The sequence below is a fragment of the Mycobacterium sp. genome (assembly GCF_046091765.1).
Taxonomy (GTDB): domain Bacteria; phylum Actinomycetota; class Actinomycetes; order Mycobacteriales; family Mycobacteriaceae; genus Mycobacterium.
In genome coordinates this window covers 1-18,594 of sequence record NZ_JBJTCF010000052.1, presented here as the reverse complement: position 1 = coordinate 18,594, position 18,594 = coordinate 1, and the positions used below count along the sequence as shown (strand labels likewise).

Annotated in this window: 20 protein-coding genes and 3 pseudogenes; 11 read left to right on the top strand and 12 right to left on the bottom strand. The window is 67.2% G+C overall.

Annotated elements, in window-relative coordinates:
• Positions 1-57 precede the first annotated feature (57 nt).
• From ACKOB8_RS04850 to ACKOB8_RS04840, 3 genes are read left to right on the top strand one after another with little or no spacing between them, the layout of a single operon-like run.
• Positions 58-1,548 (top strand): flavin-containing monooxygenase, encoded by a 1,491-nt coding sequence (locus ACKOB8_RS04850; RefSeq protein ID WP_526376086.1) that lies wholly within the window; start codon positions 58-60, stop codon positions 1,546-1,548.
• Complete coding sequence (locus tag ACKOB8_RS04845; RefSeq protein WP_526376085.1) at positions 1,545-2,144, top strand: TetR/AcrR family transcriptional regulator; 600 nt, start codon at positions 1,545-1,547, stop codon at positions 2,142-2,144. The genes ACKOB8_RS04850 and ACKOB8_RS04845 overlap by 4 nt, the downstream gene beginning before the upstream one ends.
• 20 nt (positions 2,145-2,164) lie before the next feature.
• Complete coding sequence (locus ACKOB8_RS04840; RefSeq protein WP_526376084.1) at positions 2,165-2,728, top strand: carboxymuconolactone decarboxylase family protein; 564 nt, start codon at positions 2,165-2,167, stop codon at positions 2,726-2,728.
• 134 nt (positions 2,729-2,862) lie between these two features.
• On the opposite strand, the gene ACKOB8_RS04835 is transcribed toward ACKOB8_RS04840, so the two are convergent.
• The 8 genes and pseudogenes from ACKOB8_RS04835 to ACKOB8_RS04800 all read right to left on the bottom strand — a co-directional run bounded on the left by ACKOB8_RS04835 (position 2,863) and on the right by ACKOB8_RS04800 (position 7,508).
• Positions 2,863-4,125, bottom strand: a complete 1,263-nt coding sequence (locus tag ACKOB8_RS04835) for an MFS transporter (protein WP_526376083.1) — start codon at positions 4,123-4,125, stop codon at positions 2,863-2,865.
• A gap of 26 nt (positions 4,126-4,151) precedes the next feature.
• A pseudogene (locus tag ACKOB8_RS04830) lies at positions 4,152-4,304 on the bottom strand (VapC toxin family PIN domain ribonuclease); the annotation flags it as partial.
• 54 nt (positions 4,305-4,358) lie between these two features.
• Positions 4,359-4,526: pseudogene (gene vapB / locus ACKOB8_RS04825) on the bottom strand (type II toxin-antitoxin system VapB family antitoxin); the annotation flags it as partial.
• A 14-nt stretch (positions 4,527-4,540) separates the two neighbouring features.
• On the bottom strand, positions 4,541-4,981 hold the full coding sequence (locus ACKOB8_RS04820) for a pyridoxamine 5'-phosphate oxidase family protein (protein ID WP_526376082.1): 441 nt from the start codon (positions 4,979-4,981) through the stop codon (positions 4,541-4,543).
• 9 nt (positions 4,982-4,990) lie between these two features.
• Positions 4,991-5,611, bottom strand: a complete 621-nt coding sequence (locus ACKOB8_RS04815) for a CIA30 family protein (RefSeq protein WP_526376081.1) — start codon at positions 5,609-5,611, stop codon at positions 4,991-4,993.
• Between the two features lie 30 nt (positions 5,612-5,641).
• Positions 5,642-6,805: an amino acid permease gene (locus ACKOB8_RS04810; RefSeq protein WP_526376080.1), complete on the bottom strand. Its 1,164-nt coding sequence runs from the start codon at positions 6,803-6,805 to the stop codon at positions 5,642-5,644.
• Between the two features lie 29 nt (positions 6,806-6,834).
• Positions 6,835-6,978 (bottom strand): hypothetical protein, encoded by a 144-nt coding sequence (locus tag ACKOB8_RS04805; protein WP_526376079.1) that lies wholly within the window; start codon positions 6,976-6,978, stop codon positions 6,835-6,837.
• 209 nt (positions 6,979-7,187) lie between these two features.
• Complete coding sequence (locus ACKOB8_RS04800; protein WP_526376078.1) at positions 7,188-7,508, bottom strand: hypothetical protein; 321 nt, start codon at positions 7,506-7,508, stop codon at positions 7,188-7,190.
• A 77-nt stretch (positions 7,509-7,585) separates the two neighbouring features.
• On the opposite strand from ACKOB8_RS04800, the gene ACKOB8_RS04795 reads away from it, so the two are divergent.
• Together ACKOB8_RS04795 and ACKOB8_RS04790 are read left to right on the top strand one after the other, a co-directional pair.
• Positions 7,586-8,089: a nitroreductase/quinone reductase family protein gene (locus tag ACKOB8_RS04795; protein ID WP_526376077.1), complete on the top strand. Its 504-nt coding sequence runs from the start codon at positions 7,586-7,588 to the stop codon at positions 8,087-8,089.
• A 140-nt stretch (positions 8,090-8,229) separates the two neighbouring features.
• Entirely contained in the window at positions 8,230-8,598 is a 369-nt protein-coding gene (locus ACKOB8_RS04790; protein ID WP_526376076.1) for a hypothetical protein, read from the top strand.
• 34 nt (positions 8,599-8,632) lie between these two features.
• Here the strand turns inward: ACKOB8_RS04790 and ACKOB8_RS04785 are convergent.
• Positions 8,633-8,817: pseudogene (locus tag ACKOB8_RS04785) on the bottom strand (type II toxin-antitoxin system RelE/ParE family toxin); the annotation flags it as partial.
• A 233-nt stretch (positions 8,818-9,050) separates the two neighbouring features.
• Between ACKOB8_RS04785 and ACKOB8_RS04780 the strand changes: the two are divergent.
• The 4 genes from ACKOB8_RS04780 to ACKOB8_RS04765 all read left to right on the top strand — a co-directional run bounded on the left by ACKOB8_RS04780 (position 9,051) and on the right by ACKOB8_RS04765 (position 13,262).
• Positions 9,051-9,767, top strand: a complete 717-nt coding sequence (locus ACKOB8_RS04780) for a DJ-1/PfpI family protein (protein WP_526376075.1) — start codon at positions 9,051-9,053, stop codon at positions 9,765-9,767.
• Positions 9,768-10,216: 449 nt separating this feature from the next.
• Positions 10,217-11,251 carry a tripartite tricarboxylate transporter substrate-binding protein gene (locus tag ACKOB8_RS04775; RefSeq protein WP_526376074.1) on the top strand — a complete coding sequence of 345 codons (1,035 nt, stop codon included), beginning with the start codon at positions 10,217-10,219 and terminating at the stop codon, positions 11,249-11,251.
• Complete coding sequence (locus ACKOB8_RS04770; RefSeq protein WP_526376073.1) at positions 11,248-11,757, top strand: tripartite tricarboxylate transporter TctB family protein; 510 nt, start codon at positions 11,248-11,250, stop codon at positions 11,755-11,757. Before ACKOB8_RS04775 ends, ACKOB8_RS04770 begins: the two co-directional genes overlap by 4 nt.
• Positions 11,758-11,759: 2 nt before the next feature.
• Positions 11,760-13,262 (top strand): tripartite tricarboxylate transporter permease, encoded by a 1,503-nt coding sequence (locus ACKOB8_RS04765; RefSeq protein ID WP_526376072.1) that lies wholly within the window; start codon positions 11,760-11,762, stop codon positions 13,260-13,262.
• Positions 13,263-13,361: 99 nt separating this feature from the next.
• Here the strand turns inward: ACKOB8_RS04765 and ACKOB8_RS04760 are convergent, their stop codons facing one another.
• Positions 13,362-13,931 (bottom strand): VOC family protein, encoded by a 570-nt coding sequence (locus tag ACKOB8_RS04760; protein ID WP_526376071.1) that lies wholly within the window; start codon positions 13,929-13,931, stop codon positions 13,362-13,364.
• A 224-nt stretch (positions 13,932-14,155) separates the two neighbouring features.
• Between ACKOB8_RS04760 and ACKOB8_RS04755 the strand changes: the two genes are divergently transcribed.
• A complete protein-coding gene (locus ACKOB8_RS04755) occupies positions 14,156-15,343 on the top strand; it encodes a Fic family protein (RefSeq protein WP_526376070.1) in 1,188 nt (395 codons plus the stop codon).
• 248 nt (positions 15,344-15,591) lie between these two features.
• The gene (locus ACKOB8_RS04750; RefSeq protein ID WP_526376069.1) at positions 15,592-16,194 is read left to right on the top strand and encodes an ABC transporter permease; all 603 of its coding nucleotides are present in this window, start codon (positions 15,592-15,594) and stop codon (positions 16,192-16,194) included.
• Here the strand turns inward: ACKOB8_RS04750 and ACKOB8_RS04745 are convergent.
• Both ACKOB8_RS04745 and ACKOB8_RS04740 read right to left on the bottom strand, forming a co-directional pair.
• Positions 16,187-18,199 (bottom strand): ATP-binding protein, encoded by a 2,013-nt coding sequence (locus tag ACKOB8_RS04745; protein ID WP_526376068.1) that lies wholly within the window; start codon positions 18,197-18,199, stop codon positions 16,187-16,189. The genes ACKOB8_RS04750 and ACKOB8_RS04745 overlap by 8 nt on opposite strands.
• Positions 18,199-18,594: hypothetical protein (locus ACKOB8_RS04740; protein WP_526376067.1), on the bottom strand; the 396-nt coding region annotated here is incomplete at its 5' end. The genes ACKOB8_RS04740 and ACKOB8_RS04745, both read right to left, overlap by 1 nt.

The following is an 18,594-nucleotide window of genomic DNA, read 5'->3' as shown; positions in this document are numbered from 1 at the left end:
TGCAAAAAGTGTCAATCCTGCTCATCATGTTGAGGGGCGCACCAGGAAGGCTCAGGTATGCGGGACGTATCCATGGCCATCATCGGTGCCGGGTTCGGGGGGATCGCCGCCGCGGTCCGGGCGCGCGAGGCCGGTGTGCGGGATCTGGTCATCATCGAGCGCGAGACGCGGGTGGGCGGCGTCTGGCAGGCCAACAGCTATCCCGGGCTGGCCTGCGACGTGCCCTCGAACCTCTACTCGCTCTCGTTCGCCCCGAATCCCCGGTGGAGCAGGCGCTTCTCGCCGCGGGAGGAGATCCGCGCCTACCTGGAGAACGTCGCGCGCGATCACGGACTCGAGCCGCACCTGCGGCTGGGAACCGAAGTGACCACCGCCGCCTGGGACGACGACGCCGGGCGGTGGCGGCTCGAACTGGACGGCGGCGAGGTCATCGAGGCCGACCTGGTGGTCACCGCCTGCGGGCAACTCGCACGCCCCCGGATCCCCCAGGTGCCCGGGCTCGCCGACTTCGCGGGACCGGCGTTTCACTCCTCGAACTGGGACCACGAGCTGGACCTGACCGGGTTGCGGGTCGCCGTGCTGGGAACCGGTGCCAGCGCCATCCAGTTCGTGCCGGCCATCGCCGGGCGCACCCGGGCGCTCACCGTCTTCCAGCGCTCGGCGCCCTGGACGCTGCCCAAGATGGACGTCGTCTACTCGCGGCGAACCCAGCGGCTCTTCGAGCGCTTCCCCGTTCTCCAGCGAGCATCGCGCTCGGCGTGGCGCGCCTCGTTGGAGCTGCTCGCACCGGTCTTCACCGGACAGCCGCCGCGGGCGGCCCGGGGCGCACGCCGCCTCGTCACGCGCCTCTCCGACCGGCAGCGCGACGTCGCGCTGCGCGGCGACCCCGACCTGCGCGCGCGGGTGCAGCCCGACTACGAGATGGGGTGCAAGCGAGTGCTGATGACCTCCGAGTGGTTTCCGGCGCTGAGGCGACCGAACGTCGAACTGGTCACCGACCGCGTCGAGCGCGTCACCAGCGAGGGCGTCGTCGATTCACGCGGCCGCACACACCCCGCGGACGTGATCATCTTCGGGACCGGCTATGCGGCGACCGACCTGCTGGCCCCGATGGAGGTGCTGGGGCGCGACGGAGTGCGTCTGCGCGACCGCTGGCGTGACGGGGCGGAGGCCTACCTGGGCCTGTCGGTCCCGGGGTTTCCGAACCTGTTCATGGTGTACGGACCCAACACCGGCCACGGCACGGGCTCGGCGATCGACATGCTCGAGGCCCAGGCCGGCCACATCGCCGATGCGGTGCGGATGCTCGCCGACGGCCGCGCCGAACGTCTCGAGGTTCGTCAGGAGGTGTTCGACGCGTTCCGCCGGGAGATCGCCGAGCGGATGACCGACACGGTCTGGGCCTCGGGCTGCGGGAGCTGGTATCGCAACGACGCCGGGCGCGTGACGATCACCTGGCCCGGGCAGCCCGCCGAGTATCAGCGCCGCGCGCGTCGGCTTTCGGCTTCCGACTACGAGCTGCACGCGCCGGCGGGGGCGCGGTCATGATGACGACGGGTGAGGCGATCGCCGCGGCGGCACTCGCCGAATTCACCGCGTTCGGCTACCGGCGGGCCTCGATCGAGAGCATCGCCCGCCGTGCACACGTGTCGCGGGCGACGGTGTACGCGCACTACAGCGGCAAGGACGAGTTGTTCCGCGCGCTGGTGACGGGGCTGCACGAGGAACACCTGGCGGCGATGCGCGAAGTCGCCGATGCACCCGACCTCGACATCGAAAGCCGCATCAGCCGGCTGCTGCAGGCGCGGTTTCTGCGGTTCGTGGAGCTGACGTCGAGCTCACCGCACGCCGGCGAGCTCTACGACCGCCATGGCGCGTTGTGCGGCGACATCGCCCAGGGTGCCCACCGTCAGGCGGAGAAGATCATCACCGCCGTGCTGCGCCGTGCGACCGCCGCCGGGGAGATCGACCTAGGCGCCTCCGGGCTGACGGTGGCACAGCTGGCGGGCGTGCTCGACGACTGCGCCTTCGGCGCCAAGGGCGAGGACCCGGCCACCGCCAAGCCGGCCGAATTCACCGCCCGGCTCGCCCGCAGCGTGGCGGTGATCTTCGCCGGCATCGGCACCGCGGCGTACCGTCGGTAGCGGAAGCACCAGGAGTGAACATGCCCCACATCGACATGCCTGACGCGCCGGGAATCATGGGTCCGATGCTGTTCCGGCCGCAGACCGCCGGCCCGCTGTTCGACCTCGCCGAGGTGCTGCTGCGCGGGGAAAGCACCCTGAGCCGCGGCGAACGCGAGATCATCGCGGCCTATGTCTCACGGCTCAACCAGTGCACGTTCTGCCACCACGCCCACGCCACCTTCGCCGCCCTGCAACTCGACGACGGCGGGGACCTGGTCGAGGCGGTGCTCGCCGACCCCGACACTGCACCGGTCAGCCCGAAACTTCGCTCGCTGCTCGCGCTGGCGGCACTGGTCGCGCAGTCCGGGCTGGCGGTCACCGAGGAATCGGTACAGGCGGCCAAGGACCTCGGCGCCACCGACACCGAGATCCACGACACCGTGCTGATCGCCGCGGCGTTCTGCATGTTCAACCGCTACGTCGACGGTCTGGGGGCCATCACCCCGCCGGATCGCTCCGACTACGCCGAGATCGGGCAGCTGATCGTCGGTCTCGGCTACGCGGCGGCCACCCCGCCGTTGCCGGACGGCGACGTCGACTAGCGACGCCGAAACGCTCGGGTCCGAACGGCCGGCCCGGTCGGATCCGAGTCCGGCGTCGCTGATAAACCGAGGTCTGCGCCGCCACCGTCAACAGTGCGCGGAATGCAGTCGCACCGCGACGGATCGGCGGCAAATCACGGGATCCGAGGGCCCGGGGAGTCGATGTCGCGCAGGCTCCTGACGCGCAGCACCCCGAGGGCGGTGAGGACCAGCAGTCCGGCGATGACCAACATGATGGCCTTCACGCCGAAGCTCTCGGCGGCAATCCCCGCGAGGAACATCGCCGCGGGGGGAGCGACGTAGAAGGTCGCCGTCTGAATGCCCAGGACCCGGCCTTGCGCGTCGGGCTCGATGCGCAGCTGGACGATCGTCGTGAGCAGGGGCTGCATCGGGCCCCACGTCAGACCGCAGAAGAAGGCAAAGGTGATGAAGACTGCGATAGGTGGCAGCAGCGCCATGGGGATGTAGGTCAGCGCCGTGCCGATCAGGCTCAGGTAGACGATCGTGAGGCGTTTCCTGCGCTCGGCGAGCCAACCGTAGGAGAAGGAACCGATGACGCTCCCCGCCGCGAGCGCGGCCAGGATGACGCCGAGACTCTCGGGTGAGTCGAGCTCGGTGAAGTAGGCCGGCAGCAGCACGGTCTCAGTCGGCAGGTAGATCGCCGCGAGAAACATGACGGCGATCGTGATCGCGCGCAGAGTGTGATCGCGCCAGACGAGCGTGGCCCCGAGGATCGCGTTCTGCCAGGCGCTGAGCGGTTCGATCCCGGCCTGCTCGCGCTCAGCCCTGGCCACCTGGCCGGCATCGCCGACGCGCAGCAGGCCGATGAGAATCGCTGCCAGAACGAAGAGCGCGAAGGGCACCCAGAACGCGGCCGTGTCGCCGAGTGCGGAGATGAGCAGCGACCCGGCGAGCGGACCGGCGATCCAGCCGATGCCGAAGATGCCCTCGTGCAGGCCGTTGAGGCGGGTGACCTCCATGTTGCTCGCGTCGGCGACGTCGGGGATGAGGGCGCGTCGCGCGGTGTACCCGGCGGGATCGAAAACCGCCCCGAGCATCGCGAGCGCCAAGATGATCCCGAGGGTGAGATCGGTGAGCGTCGCCACGAGCGGGAGAGCGGCGACGGACACGGCCGACAGCACGTCGGAGAGGATGCTGACGATCCGCCGGCCGAAATGATCCACCGCCCACCCGGCGAGCGGACTGGCGATGATCCCGGGCAGCGACGACAGAGCGGCGACGAGGCCCGCCGCCGCCACCGACCCGGTGCGGGCAAGCACCAGCCACGGGATGGCGATGGTGACCACGCCGTTGGACATGCCGGAGAGCAGGTTGGTGGTTTCGAGCAGGACGATGGGAGTCCAGCGGATACGTGTGCGCGCGGGGGGAATCGACACGGCGAACTCAGGCGGCGTCTGAACTATCAATCCGCGACGTCGTCCAGCCGGGTAATCGGCTGACCGGTCAGCGCGGCGATGGCGTCGAAGTCTTTATCGACGTGCAAGACGTGCAGTCCGGCGAGCTCGGCACTGGCTGCGATGATCAGATCGGGGATCGATGCACCGCGCTCCGGCCCGTGCTGGATTCGGTCGCTCCACAGAGCGGGATCGGTGCACACCGCAAGACCGGTGACGACCGAGCCGAACCGCTGCAGATCTTCCCGGCACACAGGGACACGTGCGGTGCGGGTGGCCTGAGCGAGTCGGCGGCGGACGTACTCGACCCGTGACACGCCCAAGGTCTCGGCGTGGGCGTCGATCCCGGCGAGCACGTCGTCGGGAATGTCGCGGATCAGCACATCGCTCAACGGCTTTACGCCTGGCCTTCCGCTGGGGTTCCGTAGTCCCACGACAGGATCCTCGCGGGGGTCATCCGGATGTAGGCGGCGCCCGGTCTGGGTTCGGTGGGCCAGTCGGATTCCGGAACGCCCCGCGCCCGGGCACCCTCCCTCGCCAGCTCGAGGGCTTCGCGGTGTTCGCGAACGATGCGGGCGTGGCCTTGGAACATCACGCCCCGGATGTCTGCCATGCTCGAGCCGTCTTCGAGCAGCACGCTCACGTTCGGATTGCGTTCGACGTTGGCGACTTTGCGTGTCCCGTCCCGCACGCCCATGATGATGTCGCGGTCCAGGCGGAAGTACCCCAGCGGAACCGAGTGCGGGAAACCGTCTCCGTCGATGGTGCTCAGTACCGCCCAGCATGGGCGGCTGTCGAGGTAGGCCTCAATCTGTTCGTCACTGAGTTTGCGCGGCATGAACAGAGGTTAACCAGATCGGATGGCACTGACGATGAGTTCGAACGGGCCTTCCTGTTTGTCGAGGATGTAGAACGCGACCCGGTTGATCGTCGAGGGGTCCAGCGGCGGCACCCCCGATATTGGATCGAGGAATCTGCCCACCGGCTGGAAGTCGCCGATCGGCAGGTCGTAGCTCCGGGGGACGCCGGCATCGGTGGCGAAGCGCTGGACATAGGACCAGGGCTGCCCCGTGTCCACCCTCACCACGTAGGTCTTGCCGTCGCCGGTTGCCTGCACGCTCAACGATGTCGCGCCGGCTGCCCGACGCCCGATCTCCGGATCGACCGGACCGCGGGCCGAGGCGAATCCGCCGTTGTTGTCCAGCGAGATGGTGCCCGCGAACACCAGGCCGCCCTCACCGAAGGTGACCGTCGAGGTCGACCGGCCGCCCATGACGGGATCGTTGACCGTCGTCCAGGGGGTGACCGCGGCCGGATCACCGAGGTCGACGAGGACTGCCGACCCGGGTGCCGGCGGGACCGTCGGTTCGTCTGCCCCGGCGACCTGCCCGCACGACACGATCAGCGCCGCCACGCAGGTGATCGCCGGAATCATCTGCGCCCGTCGTCGGCGATCGTCGCTGCTCACCCCCTCAATGTAGGGGCGCGGGCCGCGGTGTCAACCGGCGTCCATCGCCGGCATGGTCCTGCGCAGTCCCCGCGTGAGCACGAGCAACCATCCGAATCCGATCGCCAGCCAACACATCCCGACGCGCAAAGTCAGCGTGGAGAGGTTGGTCCACAACCACACCGTCAGGGCGAAACCGACCAGGGGCAAGACCAGATTCCAGATCACCGCTGATCCGTGGCGGCGCCGCCGGTTGATGAAGTATTCCTTGATCACCGACAGGTTGACCGCAGAAAACGCCACCAGGGCTCCGAAGCTGACGATGGACGCCACGGTGTCCAGGTCGATAACCAGGGCCAGCAGCGAAACACCACCGGCGAGTACGACGGCGGGGGCCGGAGTCTGAAATCGCCTCGACAAGCGGCCGAAGAAGGACCCGGGCAACACGCCGTCACGCCCCATGGCGTAGAGGAGCCGGGCGACCGACGCCTGCGAGGTCACCGCGGCACCGAGGGCACCCGGAACAAAAACAGCGGTGAAGAAGTCGTCGAGAAAACCTCCGCCCACCGCGCGCATGACGTCCAGCGCTCCGGAATCCGCATCCGTGAACCTATTGGACGGAAAGACCAGCTGCGACACGTAGGCGAGAGCAATGAACAACAGACCCGACCCGAGGGTGGCGATCATGATCGCGCGCGGCACGTCTCGGGTTGGCCGAGTGGCTTCTTCCGCGAGGGTCGACACCGCGTCGAACCCGAGAAAGGACAGGCACAGCACTGCCGCTCCGGCGAACAGGGCCCCGGCGCCGCTCACGGTCCCGTCACCGTGCAGGGGCGCTGTGAAGCTGACCGCCTCCATTCCGGAAAGACGATGAATGGCCAGGACGAAGAACGTCACGATGAACACGACGTGAAACCCGACGATGAGCAGATTCACCCGGGCCACCGACACGATCCCGATGACGTTGAGCAGGGTCCCGATCGCGATGGCGGTGGGGATGAACACCCACGCGGGTACGGCCGGCAGCGTGGCGTGAAGGTAGATCCCGATGACCAGATAGCTCAGCATCGGGAGGCACAGGTAGTCCAGCAGCAGCGACCAGCCCGTGAGAAATCCCAGCGGCGCGCCGAAGGCCTTCCGGGTGTAGGCATAGGACGATCCGGCGACGGGATAGGCAGCCGACATCCGCGCGTAGGACAGCGCCGTGAAGATCACCACGATCAGGGTGATGACGTAGGCGAGTGTCAGTCGCCGCCGGTGCTCTGGGTGACCACCCCGTAGGTGGTGAACACCACCAGCTGCCCGATGTACACCAGGCCGAAGAGCACCAGCGGGGTAAGACCGAGGCTGCGACGCAATCCCACTTGGGAGTCAGCGTCAGGGGCCATCCGGTGGGGTCCTCGTTCTCATGGATTCTTGGGTGCGCAAGCCGTCGGCCATTGTCCACCATGAGACCGTGACCGGGTATCTCGCCCGCCAATGGGGAGGGCGCGTTGTCGTCCCGGACGCCGGAGTCGATGAATCGTTAAGGGCGGCAGCTTTCCAACCCGTCTCGACGCCACCGGGGGCGGCACCGCCCAGCATTCGCAGATCGCCATCACTCACTGTCCAGGCACGCGAGCCCGTCGAGTTTTTCGGCCTGGTCGGCGAGTCTGGTCAGCGTGTGGGCGAGTTCGCGGGCTTGGGTTGGTGTGAGGTCGGTGGTGATCGCCCCGTGGGGGTGGTCGGGAATCGTGGTGCCCTGGATGCGTAGGGCGACGCCGCTGACGGTGGTTCCCCTGCGATGCTGGATGCCGGTGAGCAGTACGGCTGTGTTGCCGATTGCTACGGGATCGGTGCCGTAGATGCGGTCCCCGTGGTCGGTGTCCCATTCGCCGGTCCATGTCGTTCCGGCTGGCGGGGTGGGTGGGCGGTTCATTCGTTCAGTCTGCTCCACTCGACCGTGGCATGCCCGTACAGGACCGGCTGGTCGCTCGGGCGCGGTACGGTTCGGCGATGCCCCTGCGCTACGTCGACCCCCACCGGAGGCGTGGGCGCGGCTATCGGGCCGCCGAGAGCTTCGGACGCTCTCCCGCCGGGCAGTGGTTCGCCCGCGTGGTCTCGACGCGTCTCGACCCCGTGCTTTACCGAGCAACAGGCGGACGACTCACCACCTCGATGGGCGTCGTTGTCAACGCCCCACTGGTGTCGACCGGCGCCAGATCGGGTCAGCGGCGAGAGGTGCAGTTGACCTACTTCCACGACGGTCCCGATCCGATTCTCATCGCCTCCAACTTCGGTGGACAGAAGCACCCGGGGTGGTACCACAACCTCAAGGCGAACCCCGAATGCCGTTTCGGCGGTGAGGATTTCCACGCCAGCGAAGTGACCGATCCTGACGAACACGCACGCCTGTACGCGCTCGCCGAGCAGGTCTACGGCGGGTACGGCGACTATTTGGCCAAGACCGCTCCTCACGGGCGCCGGATTCCTCTGTTCCGCCTGAGGGCCGCCGAGTAGGCCTCCAGAACCTCCCTGTCGCCAGGCTGCTCGGCCACACCGAACACAGCGCGCTCAACCGTTGCTGCCGACGGCGGTTCGACACGACACCGCTTACCCGGCGGTTTCGGAGATGCAGTCAGAGGTCTAGCGTGGGCGGAGTGGGTTTGTTCAGCCATGCGGAGTTCCAGGACCCGGCCGACGGCGATGCCGGCGGCGCTGGTGGTGGGGTCGTTGAGAGGGCTCGCGGTGCTGAGATGGACGAATTCGGGGCGGATGATCCTGTGGTGGTTGGTCCGGGGTCGGCGCCCGAGGATGGTTCGTGCGGTCAGTTCGCCGTGCAGTTTCACGTGTCCACCTCAATGCTGCTCGGGTTGAAACGTATTGCTGACCTTCGTGGGGTGAGCGTGCCCGAGGTGTGCCGGCAGGTGGTCGGCGTGTTTGTTGCCCAGCAGGAGGGTGAGTTGGGCGCCTTGCTTGATGCTGAGGCCGAGGCGGCGGAATACCGGCCGAGTCTGGGTCAGTCGTAGTCGCGCCCGCCGCGGCACTGCGAACTCGGCCCCCTCAGACGAGATGCCGCTCAACATCCATCCGTTGGTGGAGTACTCGCACCACATCGATCACATCGTCGCTGCCAATCCAGACCGAACGTCATCGCAGGCCCGTCCGATCGTCGGATTGGACACCACGCGTTCGATCGCACGCTGGATTTCGCGCAGGTACTCCTCGGCCTGATCGTCATCCCACCGCTGAGAGGCTGGCTGCCGCCATTCAAGCCGTGCTCAGCGCCAACCCGGAGGGCATCGTCGGGTGCAGGGCATGGACGCCACCACTGGAGCACCGCGGACTGGCGCAGTGACTCGCTCCGTCGTGGTCGTAGGCTTTACCGGGGCGCAGGCCTTGGACCTCGTCGGGCCGCGCGACGAGACCCGGCCGCGCTGGCGCGGATCGGACGCACCATTCGCCTCAGGAAGGAAAGCCGATGCCTCAGATCGCCATCGTCCTGTACCCCGGGTTCACCGCGCTGGATTTCATCGGCCCCTACGAGGTACTGCGCAGCGTGCCCGACGCCGAGGTACGCCTCCTGTGGCACGAAGCCGGGCCGGTCGTCGCCGACTCCGGTGTCCTCGTGGTCGGTGCGACGCACTCGTTCGACGAGACACCCTCGCCGGACGTCATCGTCGTTCCCGGTGGCATGACCTCCTTCGAGTACGCCCGGGACGAGAAGCTCCTCGCGTGGGTTCGCCGCGCGCACGAAACATCGGCGTGGACGACATCGGTGTGCTCCGGGTCGGTGATCCTGGCGGCCGCTGGACTGTTGACAGGCAAGCGCGCGACGTCGCACTGGATGGTGGTGCCGATGCTGCGCACCTTCGGTGTCACGCCGGTGAGTGACGCCCGCTACGTCCGCGAGGGAAAAATCGTCACGGCCGCCGGGGTGTCGGCGGGACTCGACTTCGCGCTGTGGCTGGCCGCTGAGATGGCCGGCGAGGCACGGGCCAAGGCGATCCAATTCGGGCTCGAGTACGACCCGCAACCGCCCTTTGACTCCGGGCACATCTCGAAGGTGTCAGCGGCGACCCGGGCCATGGCGACGGCGCAACTGAGCAAAGAGACTTTCACCAACCACCAGTTGAGCCATTCGGCGAAGCTGCTGTGGAGCGCAGCACTGCAGCGAGTGAGAGAGCGACGCGCCTGACTGCTCCACCGATAACACACACCGCGGTGGCAGAATCAGCCCATGCCAAATCTGTCACGGCGCCTAGCCATCGCCATTCTTGCGGCCACTCCCCTGACAGCCTTGTCGCTGTTCAGCGCCGGGATCAGTGCGGCGGATCCGCTGAACTGCATCAATGGACAGTTCTGGGATCCGATTACCAACACCTGCCAGACGCCCCAGCCGGCGCAGGACTGTGGGCCCGGAGAGTACTGGAACCCGTTGTCCAATGTGTGCCGGCCGCTGGGTCAGCTCTAGCTCCGTTAGACCGGGCTGCCGGAGTGCCCGCAACGTGCTAGGACCGACACTCAAATTCGTTCGTCTTGAGTTGCCGAGCAGCACTAGCCGGTCGTACCTAGGATCGTCCTACGGTCACGAGTGTCACCCAGGGCTCACTGCGATCCTGCCTGATAGCCGATGAAGGAGCTTCCATGACCACCTCTGTCGCCGGTTCGGGCCGAAGCCGGCGATCACGCCTTCGCACGCCGGGCTGGGCTGTCGTCGGGGTTGCCGCCCTGGCCGTCACCAGTCTCGCCGCATGCGGGGGGCGAGACTCCGAACCGGCGGCGTACCCCGATCACGAGATCACCTTCGTGGTGCCCTACACGGCCGGTGGACCGACCGACACCATCACCCGTCTGATCGCGAAGCCCATGGGCGATAAGCTCGGCCAGCAGATCGTGGTCAAGAACGTCACGGGCGCGGGTGGCACTGTCGCGGCCGGGCAGGTTGCCGACGCCAAGGCCGACGGCTACGAGGTGCTCGTCCACAACATCGCCATGTCGACGGCACCCGCGCTCTACCCCGACCTGCCCTACGACCCGCTGGTGGATTTCAAGACGATAGGCCTGGTCACCGATGTCCCGATGACGATCGTCGCCCGCAAGGACCTCCCACCGACGACGCTGGAGGACCTGGTCGCCTACGTCAAGAGCAACGCTGACACCCTCACCCTCGCCCACGCCGGGGGAGGGTCCCAGTTGTGCGGGTTGCTGATCGAGCAGGCGATCGGCGTCGACCTGACCGAGGTCCCGTATGACGGCACCGGGCCCGCGCTCACGGATCTGGTCGGCGGCCAGGTCGACTTCATGTGCGACCAGACGACCAACACCGCGGGGCAGATCCGGTCCGGGGCGATCAAGGCCTACGCGGTGACCACCCCGCAGCGGGTCGCGGCGCTTCCGGACCTGCCGACAACGGCCGAGGCGGGTCTTCCGGAGGTCCAGGTCGCCGTCTGGCACGGGCTCTACGCGCCGGCGGAGACCCCCGACGGAGTCGTCGCGAAGCTCACCGAGGCCCTACAGGTCGCCCTGGCGGACCCCAACGTCATCGACAAGATGGCCGAGCTCGGCACCACCCCGGTTGCCAGGGACCAGGTGACCCCTGAGGCCCACAGGACCAAACTCGCCGAGCAGATCGAACTGTGGACGCCGATCATCAAGGGTGCCGGGGTCAAGGGCGGATGAGCGAGGACCCGGCGTCGTCGGGGACGGCGGGCCGCCGGCCGGGCGTTCCCGACGTGCTGGCAGGCGGCACCTTCGTCGCACTCGGCCTTGCCTTCGCACTCGGGGGCAGGACGTACGGAATGGGGTCGGCGCAGGCGATGGGCCCCGGCTATCTGCCGGTCGTGCTCGGCGTCATCCTCACCATCCTGGGCGCGTTCGTCACCCTCCAGGGCGTCCGCGGAGGCAACCCGCATGACCGCGCGGCAGCGGACGAGCGTGGACCGGTGCCCTGGGCGCGCGGAGGCATGCTCGTCGCCGGGATCCTGTTCTTCGGTGCGACTGTCGAGGGACTCGGGCTCGCGCCGGCGCTGTTGGTGACGACGTTCGTCGCCGCGCTGGCATGCCGCGGCGTGAGTGTGCTGAAGGCACTGGCCATCTCGGGCGGCCTGACGTTGATCTGTCTCGGCATCTTCATCGGGTTGCTTCAGTTGCGCCTGCCGCTGTTGGGCGACTGGCTCGGGGGCTGAGTTTGGATCTTTCCGGACTGGTACTGGGGCTCGAGACGGCCCTCCAGCCGAGCAACATCCTGATCTGTCTGCTCGGCGTCACGCTCGGCACCATGGTGGGCGTGCTCCCGGGCATCGGGCCAACCGCCACCGTCGCGCTGCTGCTCCCGATCACCTTCACCTTCAACCCGATCGCGTCGCTGATCATGCTCGCCGGCATCTACTACGGCGCGCAGTACGGCGGCTCGACTACCGCAATTCTGATCAACCTTCCCGGCGAGTCCTCGGCCGCGGTCACCGCGCTGGACGGCTACCAGATGGCGCGACAGGGCAGAGCCGGCCCGGCGCTCGCCACTGCGGCGCTGGGCTCCTTCTTCGCCGGGACCGTCGCGACCGTCGTCGTCGCGCTGTTCGCTCCGCCGATGGCCTCCGTGGCGCTCAAGTTCGGCCCGGCCGACTACTTCTCACTCGTCGTTCTGGGCCTGGTCATTTCCATCGCGCTCGCCAGCGGCTCGACGGCGAAGGCGCTGGCGATGATCGTGCTCGGGCTGCTGCTCGGCACCGTCGGCCAAGACCTCTTCTCCACCGGAGTTCCTCGGTTCACGTTCGGCATCCGCGAGCTCTACCAGGGACTCGACTTCGTCTCGATCGCGGTCGGCCTGTTCGGCCTGGCCGAGATCATCCGCAACCTGGAACGCCGTCAGACCCACAGCGTGATGAGCACGAAGGTGCAGGGACTGTGGCTCAGCCGCGACGACTTCCGCCGGATCCGGATGCCGGTGCTACGTGGCACCGCGATCGGCTCGGCGCTCGGCGTACTGCCCGGCGGTGGGCACATCCTGGCCTCTTTCACCTCGTACTCGGTGGAGAAGCGGGTGTCGAAGAACCCCGAGAAGTTCGGCCGGGGAGCCATCGAGGGCGTTGCCGCGCCCGAGTCGGCGAACAACGCCGCGGCGCAGACCTCCTTCATTCCGCTGCTCACGTTGGGACTGCCGGTGCACCCGGTGATGGCGCTGCTCGTCGGGGCGTTCATCATCCAGGGGATCACGCCCGGACCCAACGTCATCACCGATGAGCCGGCGCTGTTCTGGGGACTGATCGCGTCGTTCTGGGTGGGCAACCTGCTGTTGGTGCTGCTGAACCTGCCGCTCATCGGCCTCTGGGTCCGGCTGATTTCGGTTCCGACCGAAGTGCTGTTCCCGGCGATCATCGCCTTCGCCGCCATCGGTTGCTTCTCGCTCGGTCTTAACCCCTGGGACGTCTACGTGGTCGCGATCATCGGTGTGGTCGGCTACTTTCTGATCCGCTGGGGATGCGAGGCCGTGCCGCTGCTGTTCGGCTTCGTCCTCGCCCCGTTATTGGAGGAGAACCTGCGGCGCGCGTTGATCATTTCCCGGGGCGACCTGAGCGTGTTCGTGACCAGACCGATCTCGGCTGTGTTGCTGTCCCTCGCCGTGGTCGCGCTGGTCATCGCGATCCTGCCGGCAGTACGACGTAAGCGCGAAGCCGTCTTCAGCGACGAGTGAACGGGGTCGTGATCCGCCGCGCCGGGCTGAGCAAGGCTCTTCGTGACTACGACGCAGCGCGGCCGCCTAACCGCTGACACCTGCGACGCTTCGTCGCGACTAAGCGCCCATAAATGCCAGGCCCCAGTTGAGATGTTCGCTCCAGACCGATGCGATCCGCCCGCCCTGCACCGCCGGCTTGGGGTCGGATACCGGTCCACCAGCGAGGCGGATCTGTGCCACGGTGGCGTCCAGGTCCGGGGTTTTCAGTGCCAAGCCGATGAGCGCGGGTTCTCGACCGGTCGCGACGACCTCGATGAAAGCTTCCCCGACACGGTAGAAGGCCATCTCCGGACCCTCGGGCCCTCGCGGGTGAAAGCGCCTGCGCGGCGCTGAGCCCAGCACCGCGTTGAGTGCCTCGACCGCCGAGTCCAGGTTCGGCACGGTGTAGACGATGTGGTCGGCTGAGGTCACCCCACAGGGGTGCGTGGCCGGGGTGGCCGCGGGACACGTGACGGTCCGCACGCCGAGAACGGAGGGATCCGCATGGATTTCGTCGAATCCCCAACCGCTGCCGCCGATGCTGCAACGGACCCGGCCTACGGTGAACCCGCCCCCGTCGACGAGGAACCCGATCGCCGTCCATGCCCGCTCGTCGCCGGGCACGCCTAACCACGTGAGAGTGGACATGGGCACCATCGTGGCAGGGGCGTCGGGTCAGCGCCGCCGCCGTTCACAACCTCAGAGTTCCGAAACGATGCGCGGGGCCGCATCCACTCGGCGCAGCTCGAAGGTCAGGAAGCCAACGCTGTTCCCCAGCCTGCCCGGGGGCGTCGGTGCGTTTTGATGATTACAAACATCAGCTATGATACTTATTATCAGTTACAATGACTGTTTGCAAGGAGGTTTGCGTCATGCTGTTCGAGCCTCCGGCCCTGGACGCTCGCGAACTCGAAGTGATCGCCGAAATCGACGAACTCCGCCGACGCCTGCGTTCACGCCTGTACGAACCGCGCCGTTGGACCGGCTCCCTGCGCCGAGTGCAATTCGCGCGCGCAGTGCAGGGCTCCAACAGCATCGAGGGCTATGAAGCCAAACTCGACGATGCGCTCGCCATCGAGATGGGCGAAGAAGCCCTCGACGCGAGCGATGAAACCGCCCTGGCTATCAAGGGCTACCGCGATGCGATGACCTACGTGCTCCAGCTTGCAGAGGAGCCCCGGTTCCGATTCGAAGAACAGCTCATCAAGAGCCTTCACTTCATGATGACGAATTACGACTTGAAGAGCCGCCCCGGCCGGTGGAGGGCCGGGCCGACCTACGTGCAGAAGGTAGAGACCGGCGACATCGTCTACGAGGGCGTGGACGTCGACTCCATCGATTCGCTCGTGCGCGAACTCGCCACATACCTGGAATCCGATGGGGACATCCCGATCGTCGTCAAGGCCGCGATGGCCCACCTCAACCTCGTGCTCATCCATCCCTTCCGGGACGGAAACGGTCGCATGGCGCGGTGCCTCCAAACGCTGGTGCTCGCTCGGGAAGGAATCGTTTCCCCGGTGTTCTCCAGCATCGAGGAGTACCTAGGCCGTAACACTCAGTCTTACTATGACGTCCTCGCAACGGTCGGAGCCGGGTCCTGGCAGCCCGGAAACGACACCAGACCCTGGATCCGCTTCGTCCTCACGGCACACCTACGTCAAGCGAAAACCGTTCTGCGACGGACCAAAGAGAGCGAAACGGTGTACTTGGAACTCGAACGCCTCGTCGCCCGCTACCGGCTGCCCGAACGCACTCTCGAAGCGCTTTTCGACGCTTCTTCCGGGCTCAGAGTCCGGCGGGCCGTCTACCGCGCCATTCTCGAAAACCAAGGCGACAATGCGGTCAGTGAACAGACAGCGACCCGCGATCTGCAGAATCTCACCAGCCACGGCCTCCTGGTCGCACACGGCGAACGCCGCGGACGCTATTACACGGCAGGCCCCGAACTCGCCGCCATCCGCGAACGTGTGATCAAGGACCGCGATCCCCGCGACGAGTCGGACCCGTTTGCCGTCAATGCCTCAGATTCCACTCAAGAGCCCGGTAGTCGAAAGTTGTAGGCAGAGAGCGGGACACCATTTTCCGGTCGGTCGCCGCCTGGACCTGCACACTCCCTAGGCGACTCCTTGAGTCACGGGGTGATTTGTTGGGCCGCAGCGTCCGTGATCGTTTCGATCGCTCGGCGGTCCTGATCATCGAGCGCGGTGTGGGTGTATGCCCTGATCACGGTCTCGATTGCTGCCACCGCGCATTCGGCGGCGCTCCCTTGTGCCGGCGTGGGCTCCAACTCGGGGCCCTCGTGACGAGCGTGATCCTGGGCCTGTGCGCGACGGCGATAGCCCTCGTGCTCGGCACGCTCGCCGCCCTGGCCCTGGGCCGCTACAACTTCTTCGGCCGCGACACGGTCAGCCTGCTCATCATCCTGCCGATCGCCCTGCCGGGCATCGTCACTGGCATCGCGCTCAACAACGTATTCACGACCTTCCTCGGCGGCCTGACGTTCCTCACCCTCGTCATCGGCCACGCCACCTTCTGCATCGTCGTGGTCTACAACAACGCCCTCGCGCGAATCCGCCGCTTGGGCGGCAATGTCGAGGAGGGCTCGGCGGATCTGGGCGCCCACGGCTGGCAGACCTTCCGCCACGTGACCTTCCCGCTTATGCGTTCAGCGCTCATCGCCGGTGGCGTGCTGGCCTTCGGCCTTTCCTTCGACGAGATCATCGTCACGACGTTCACCGCAGGCCCCGGCATCACGACCCTGCCGATCTGGATCTACCAAAACCTCTTCCGCCCCAACCAGGCGCCGATCGTCAATGTCGTCGCCGCGTTCCTCGTCATCGTGTCGATCCTGCCGATCTACATCGTGCAGCGATTCTCCAGCGCTGACGAGCGCGGCGGCGGGCTTATGTAGCGGCCTCCCAGCGCACCGAGTCGCCCTCGACGATGGGCCGGTAGGCACCCGCCGGCAGAGCGGCCAGGGGCTGCAGGATCAGCCGCTCGACAGTGCGCAGCACCTCGCGTGCGCCGTACTCCCTGCTGAAGCCGACGCGCTCGATCACGGCGTACAGCTCCGGCGTCGCCTCGATCGCGTAGCCGCGCGATCCCAGGAGCTCGAGCGCGGCGTCTGCGCGCATGCGAGCAATGGATGCGGCAGCCGCGGGAGTGAGGGGCGAGAAGACGAGGATCTCGTCGATGCGGTTGAGGAGCTCGGGGCGCATCGTGCGCCGGAGCACCTCGCGCACGGAGGAGATGTCGGCGACGGCCGACGTGGGGTTGTCGACGAAGCCCACCGAGCCGGTGGAGCTGAAGACCTCGGCGCCGAGGTTGGTGGTCATGACGATCACAACCTCGCGGAAGTCCGCGGTGGCCCCACGCATGTCAGTGAGGCGACCGGCGTCGAAGACCTGGAGGAACGTGTTCCACACCTGTGGATCGGCCTTCTCGATCTCATCGAGCAGGAGCACGCAGCGCGGGTTCTGGCGTATGCGCGTGGTGAGCCATCCCTCGGGATTGTCATGGCCGACATATCCGGGGGGCGATCCGACGAGCTTGGCGGCGGTGTGCTCGCTGTGCAGTTCGCTCATGTCAATGCGCACCAGCGCGTCGCGGGATCCGAAGAGGCCCTCCGCCATGGCGATCGCCAGCGCCGTCTTGCCGACACCGGTGGGTCCCGCGAAGAGGAAGACGCCGTCGGGGCGGTGGGGATTGAGATCGAGTTGGGCGACCGTGATGGCCAGGCGTGCCGACACGGCCTGGACGGCCGCTTCCTGGCCGATGATCTGCTCATTCAGCGCCGCCGCCAAGGCGACGGGGTCGACGCGCCGCTCGACCGGCTTGGTGAGAGGCAGGTCGTCGATCGACACGGCCGCCGGCTCGGACGCCTCCACCTCTCGGCTCCGGCGTGCTGCGCGTGTCGCCGCGATGTCGAGTCGTCGCAGGGCAAGGGCGGGATGCGCGCCCACCTCGCCATCCTGCGCCGGCGCGAGGGCTGCGTCGATGACCTCGGGTGGGATGACCACGCGGTGGTAGTCGGCGATGCCCGTGCTCTGCTGGGCGACGACCTCGCGCAGGGTGGTCGCATCGAGTGCGGGGAGCTGGACGACAGCGAACTCCTCGACGAGTTCGCGGTCGGTGCCCTGCAACCTGGCGAGATAGGGGGTGGCGACCACGGCGACGAGCCGCAGGGCTCCGCGTTCCATGGCCGGCCGCAGTGCCGCCAGGTAGGGACCGTTGACTCCCGAGGGATAGCCCAGGCCGAGTGGGATCTCGATGTCGTCGATGAACAGGACCGATGTGTCGCTGGCCAGCCGCAGCATCTCGGTGAGCGCAGCGAGCTGCTTGTCGGATGCGGCTGCGGCGTTGTCGATGCGAACGACCGACATGCCGCGCTTCTCGAGCGATGCGGCGAGTGCGCCAGCCATCGCCGTCCGGCCCGCTCCCTCGTCGCCGACAAGCAGGACCGGCACGGGCTCCTTGCGCTCGAGGGCGTCGAGCATCTGGTCGAGCACGTCGGCGCGACCGAGCACGTCGCTGCGTGGCGTCACCGCGGCAGCCCATTGGGCATGAGCGTCGGGTATGGCCATGGATGGCGTGAAGTCGCCGGGCACGTCGGGTAGTTCGACCGGCGCATTGGCCCGCACGGCATCGGCGATCGCGGACGCAGCAACGGCAAGGTCGCCCGCCTTCAGGACCGGCGCCAGGGCGCTGGTCGGCATGTCCACCGTGGGGGTGTCATAGGTCACCGGCAGCAGCGACAGCGTGCGGTCAGCCTCGGTGAGTACGTCGGTCCAGGTAGTCACGGCTTCGGCGTGCCGGGTGGCGAAGACGATGGCTAGGTGCGCCGGCACCACGATGCGATGGCCGCGCCTCTTGGCCTCTGCCGTGGCGTCGTCGAGCAGCAGCGACTCGTCAGCCACTACGAGTCCTCGTAGCGGGTCCCACCGAACTGCTGGGTGAATTCCTCGTCGAGGGCATTGGCGGTGTCGACCACTGCGAATGTGCGGATGCGCAGTTCCTCTGGATCGATGTATTCGGCGATCAGCGTGTCACTGATGTAGATGTAAGCCTTGCCCTTGTGTTCGGAGTCGTCAGCGTATGGATTCATCGACAGGTGGCCGAAGTACCACTTGTCGGCATTGCGTGCCAGGTGCTCCAGCAGCTCCGGGGTGATGGGCGCGTAGAAGGCGATGGGCGCCGTGAGCGTGACGTAGACGAGCTTCCTCTCTGGTATAGGGAAGAACTCGAGGAAGACCCGCGTCGATCCGCGGTCGATGGTCAGACGTCCCCGCTGGTCGAGACCGATCTCGGTCTC

Coding starts and splice junctions, on each gene's coding strand:
- ACKOB8_RS04760 (WP_526376071.1), bottom strand. CDS start 13,931: ATGTCCACTCTCACGTGGTTAGGCGTGCCCGGCGACGAGCGGGCATGG.
- ACKOB8_RS04770 (WP_526376073.1), top strand. CDS start 11,248: ATGAGCGAGGACCCGGCGTCGTCGGGGACGGCGGGCCGCCGGCCGGGC.
- ACKOB8_RS04840 (WP_526376084.1), top strand. CDS start 2,165: ATGCCCCACATCGACATGCCTGACGCGCCGGGAATCATGGGTCCGATG.
- ACKOB8_RS04800 (WP_526376078.1), bottom strand. CDS start 7,508: ATGAACCGCCCACCCACCCCGCCAGCCGGAACGACATGGACCGGCGAA.
- ACKOB8_RS04795 (WP_526376077.1), top strand. CDS start 7,586: ATGCCCCTGCGCTACGTCGACCCCCACCGGAGGCGTGGGCGCGGCTAT.
- ACKOB8_RS04780 (WP_526376075.1), top strand. CDS start 9,051: ATGCCTCAGATCGCCATCGTCCTGTACCCCGGGTTCACCGCGCTGGAT.
- ACKOB8_RS04805 (WP_526376079.1), bottom strand. CDS start 6,978: ATGGCCCCTGACGCTGACTCCCAAGTGGGATTGCGTCGCAGCCTCGGT.
- ACKOB8_RS04845 (WP_526376085.1), top strand. CDS start 1,545: ATGATGACGACGGGTGAGGCGATCGCCGCGGCGGCACTCGCCGAATTC.
- ACKOB8_RS04755 (WP_526376070.1), top strand. CDS start 14,156: ATGCTGTTCGAGCCTCCGGCCCTGGACGCTCGCGAACTCGAAGTGATC.
- ACKOB8_RS04850 (WP_526376086.1), top strand. CDS start 58: ATGCGGGACGTATCCATGGCCATCATCGGTGCCGGGTTCGGGGGGATC.
- ACKOB8_RS04775 (WP_526376074.1), top strand. CDS start 10,217: ATGACCACCTCTGTCGCCGGTTCGGGCCGAAGCCGGCGATCACGCCTT.
- ACKOB8_RS04820 (WP_526376082.1), bottom strand. CDS start 4,981: ATGCCGCGCAAACTCAGTGACGAACAGATTGAGGCCTACCTCGACAGC.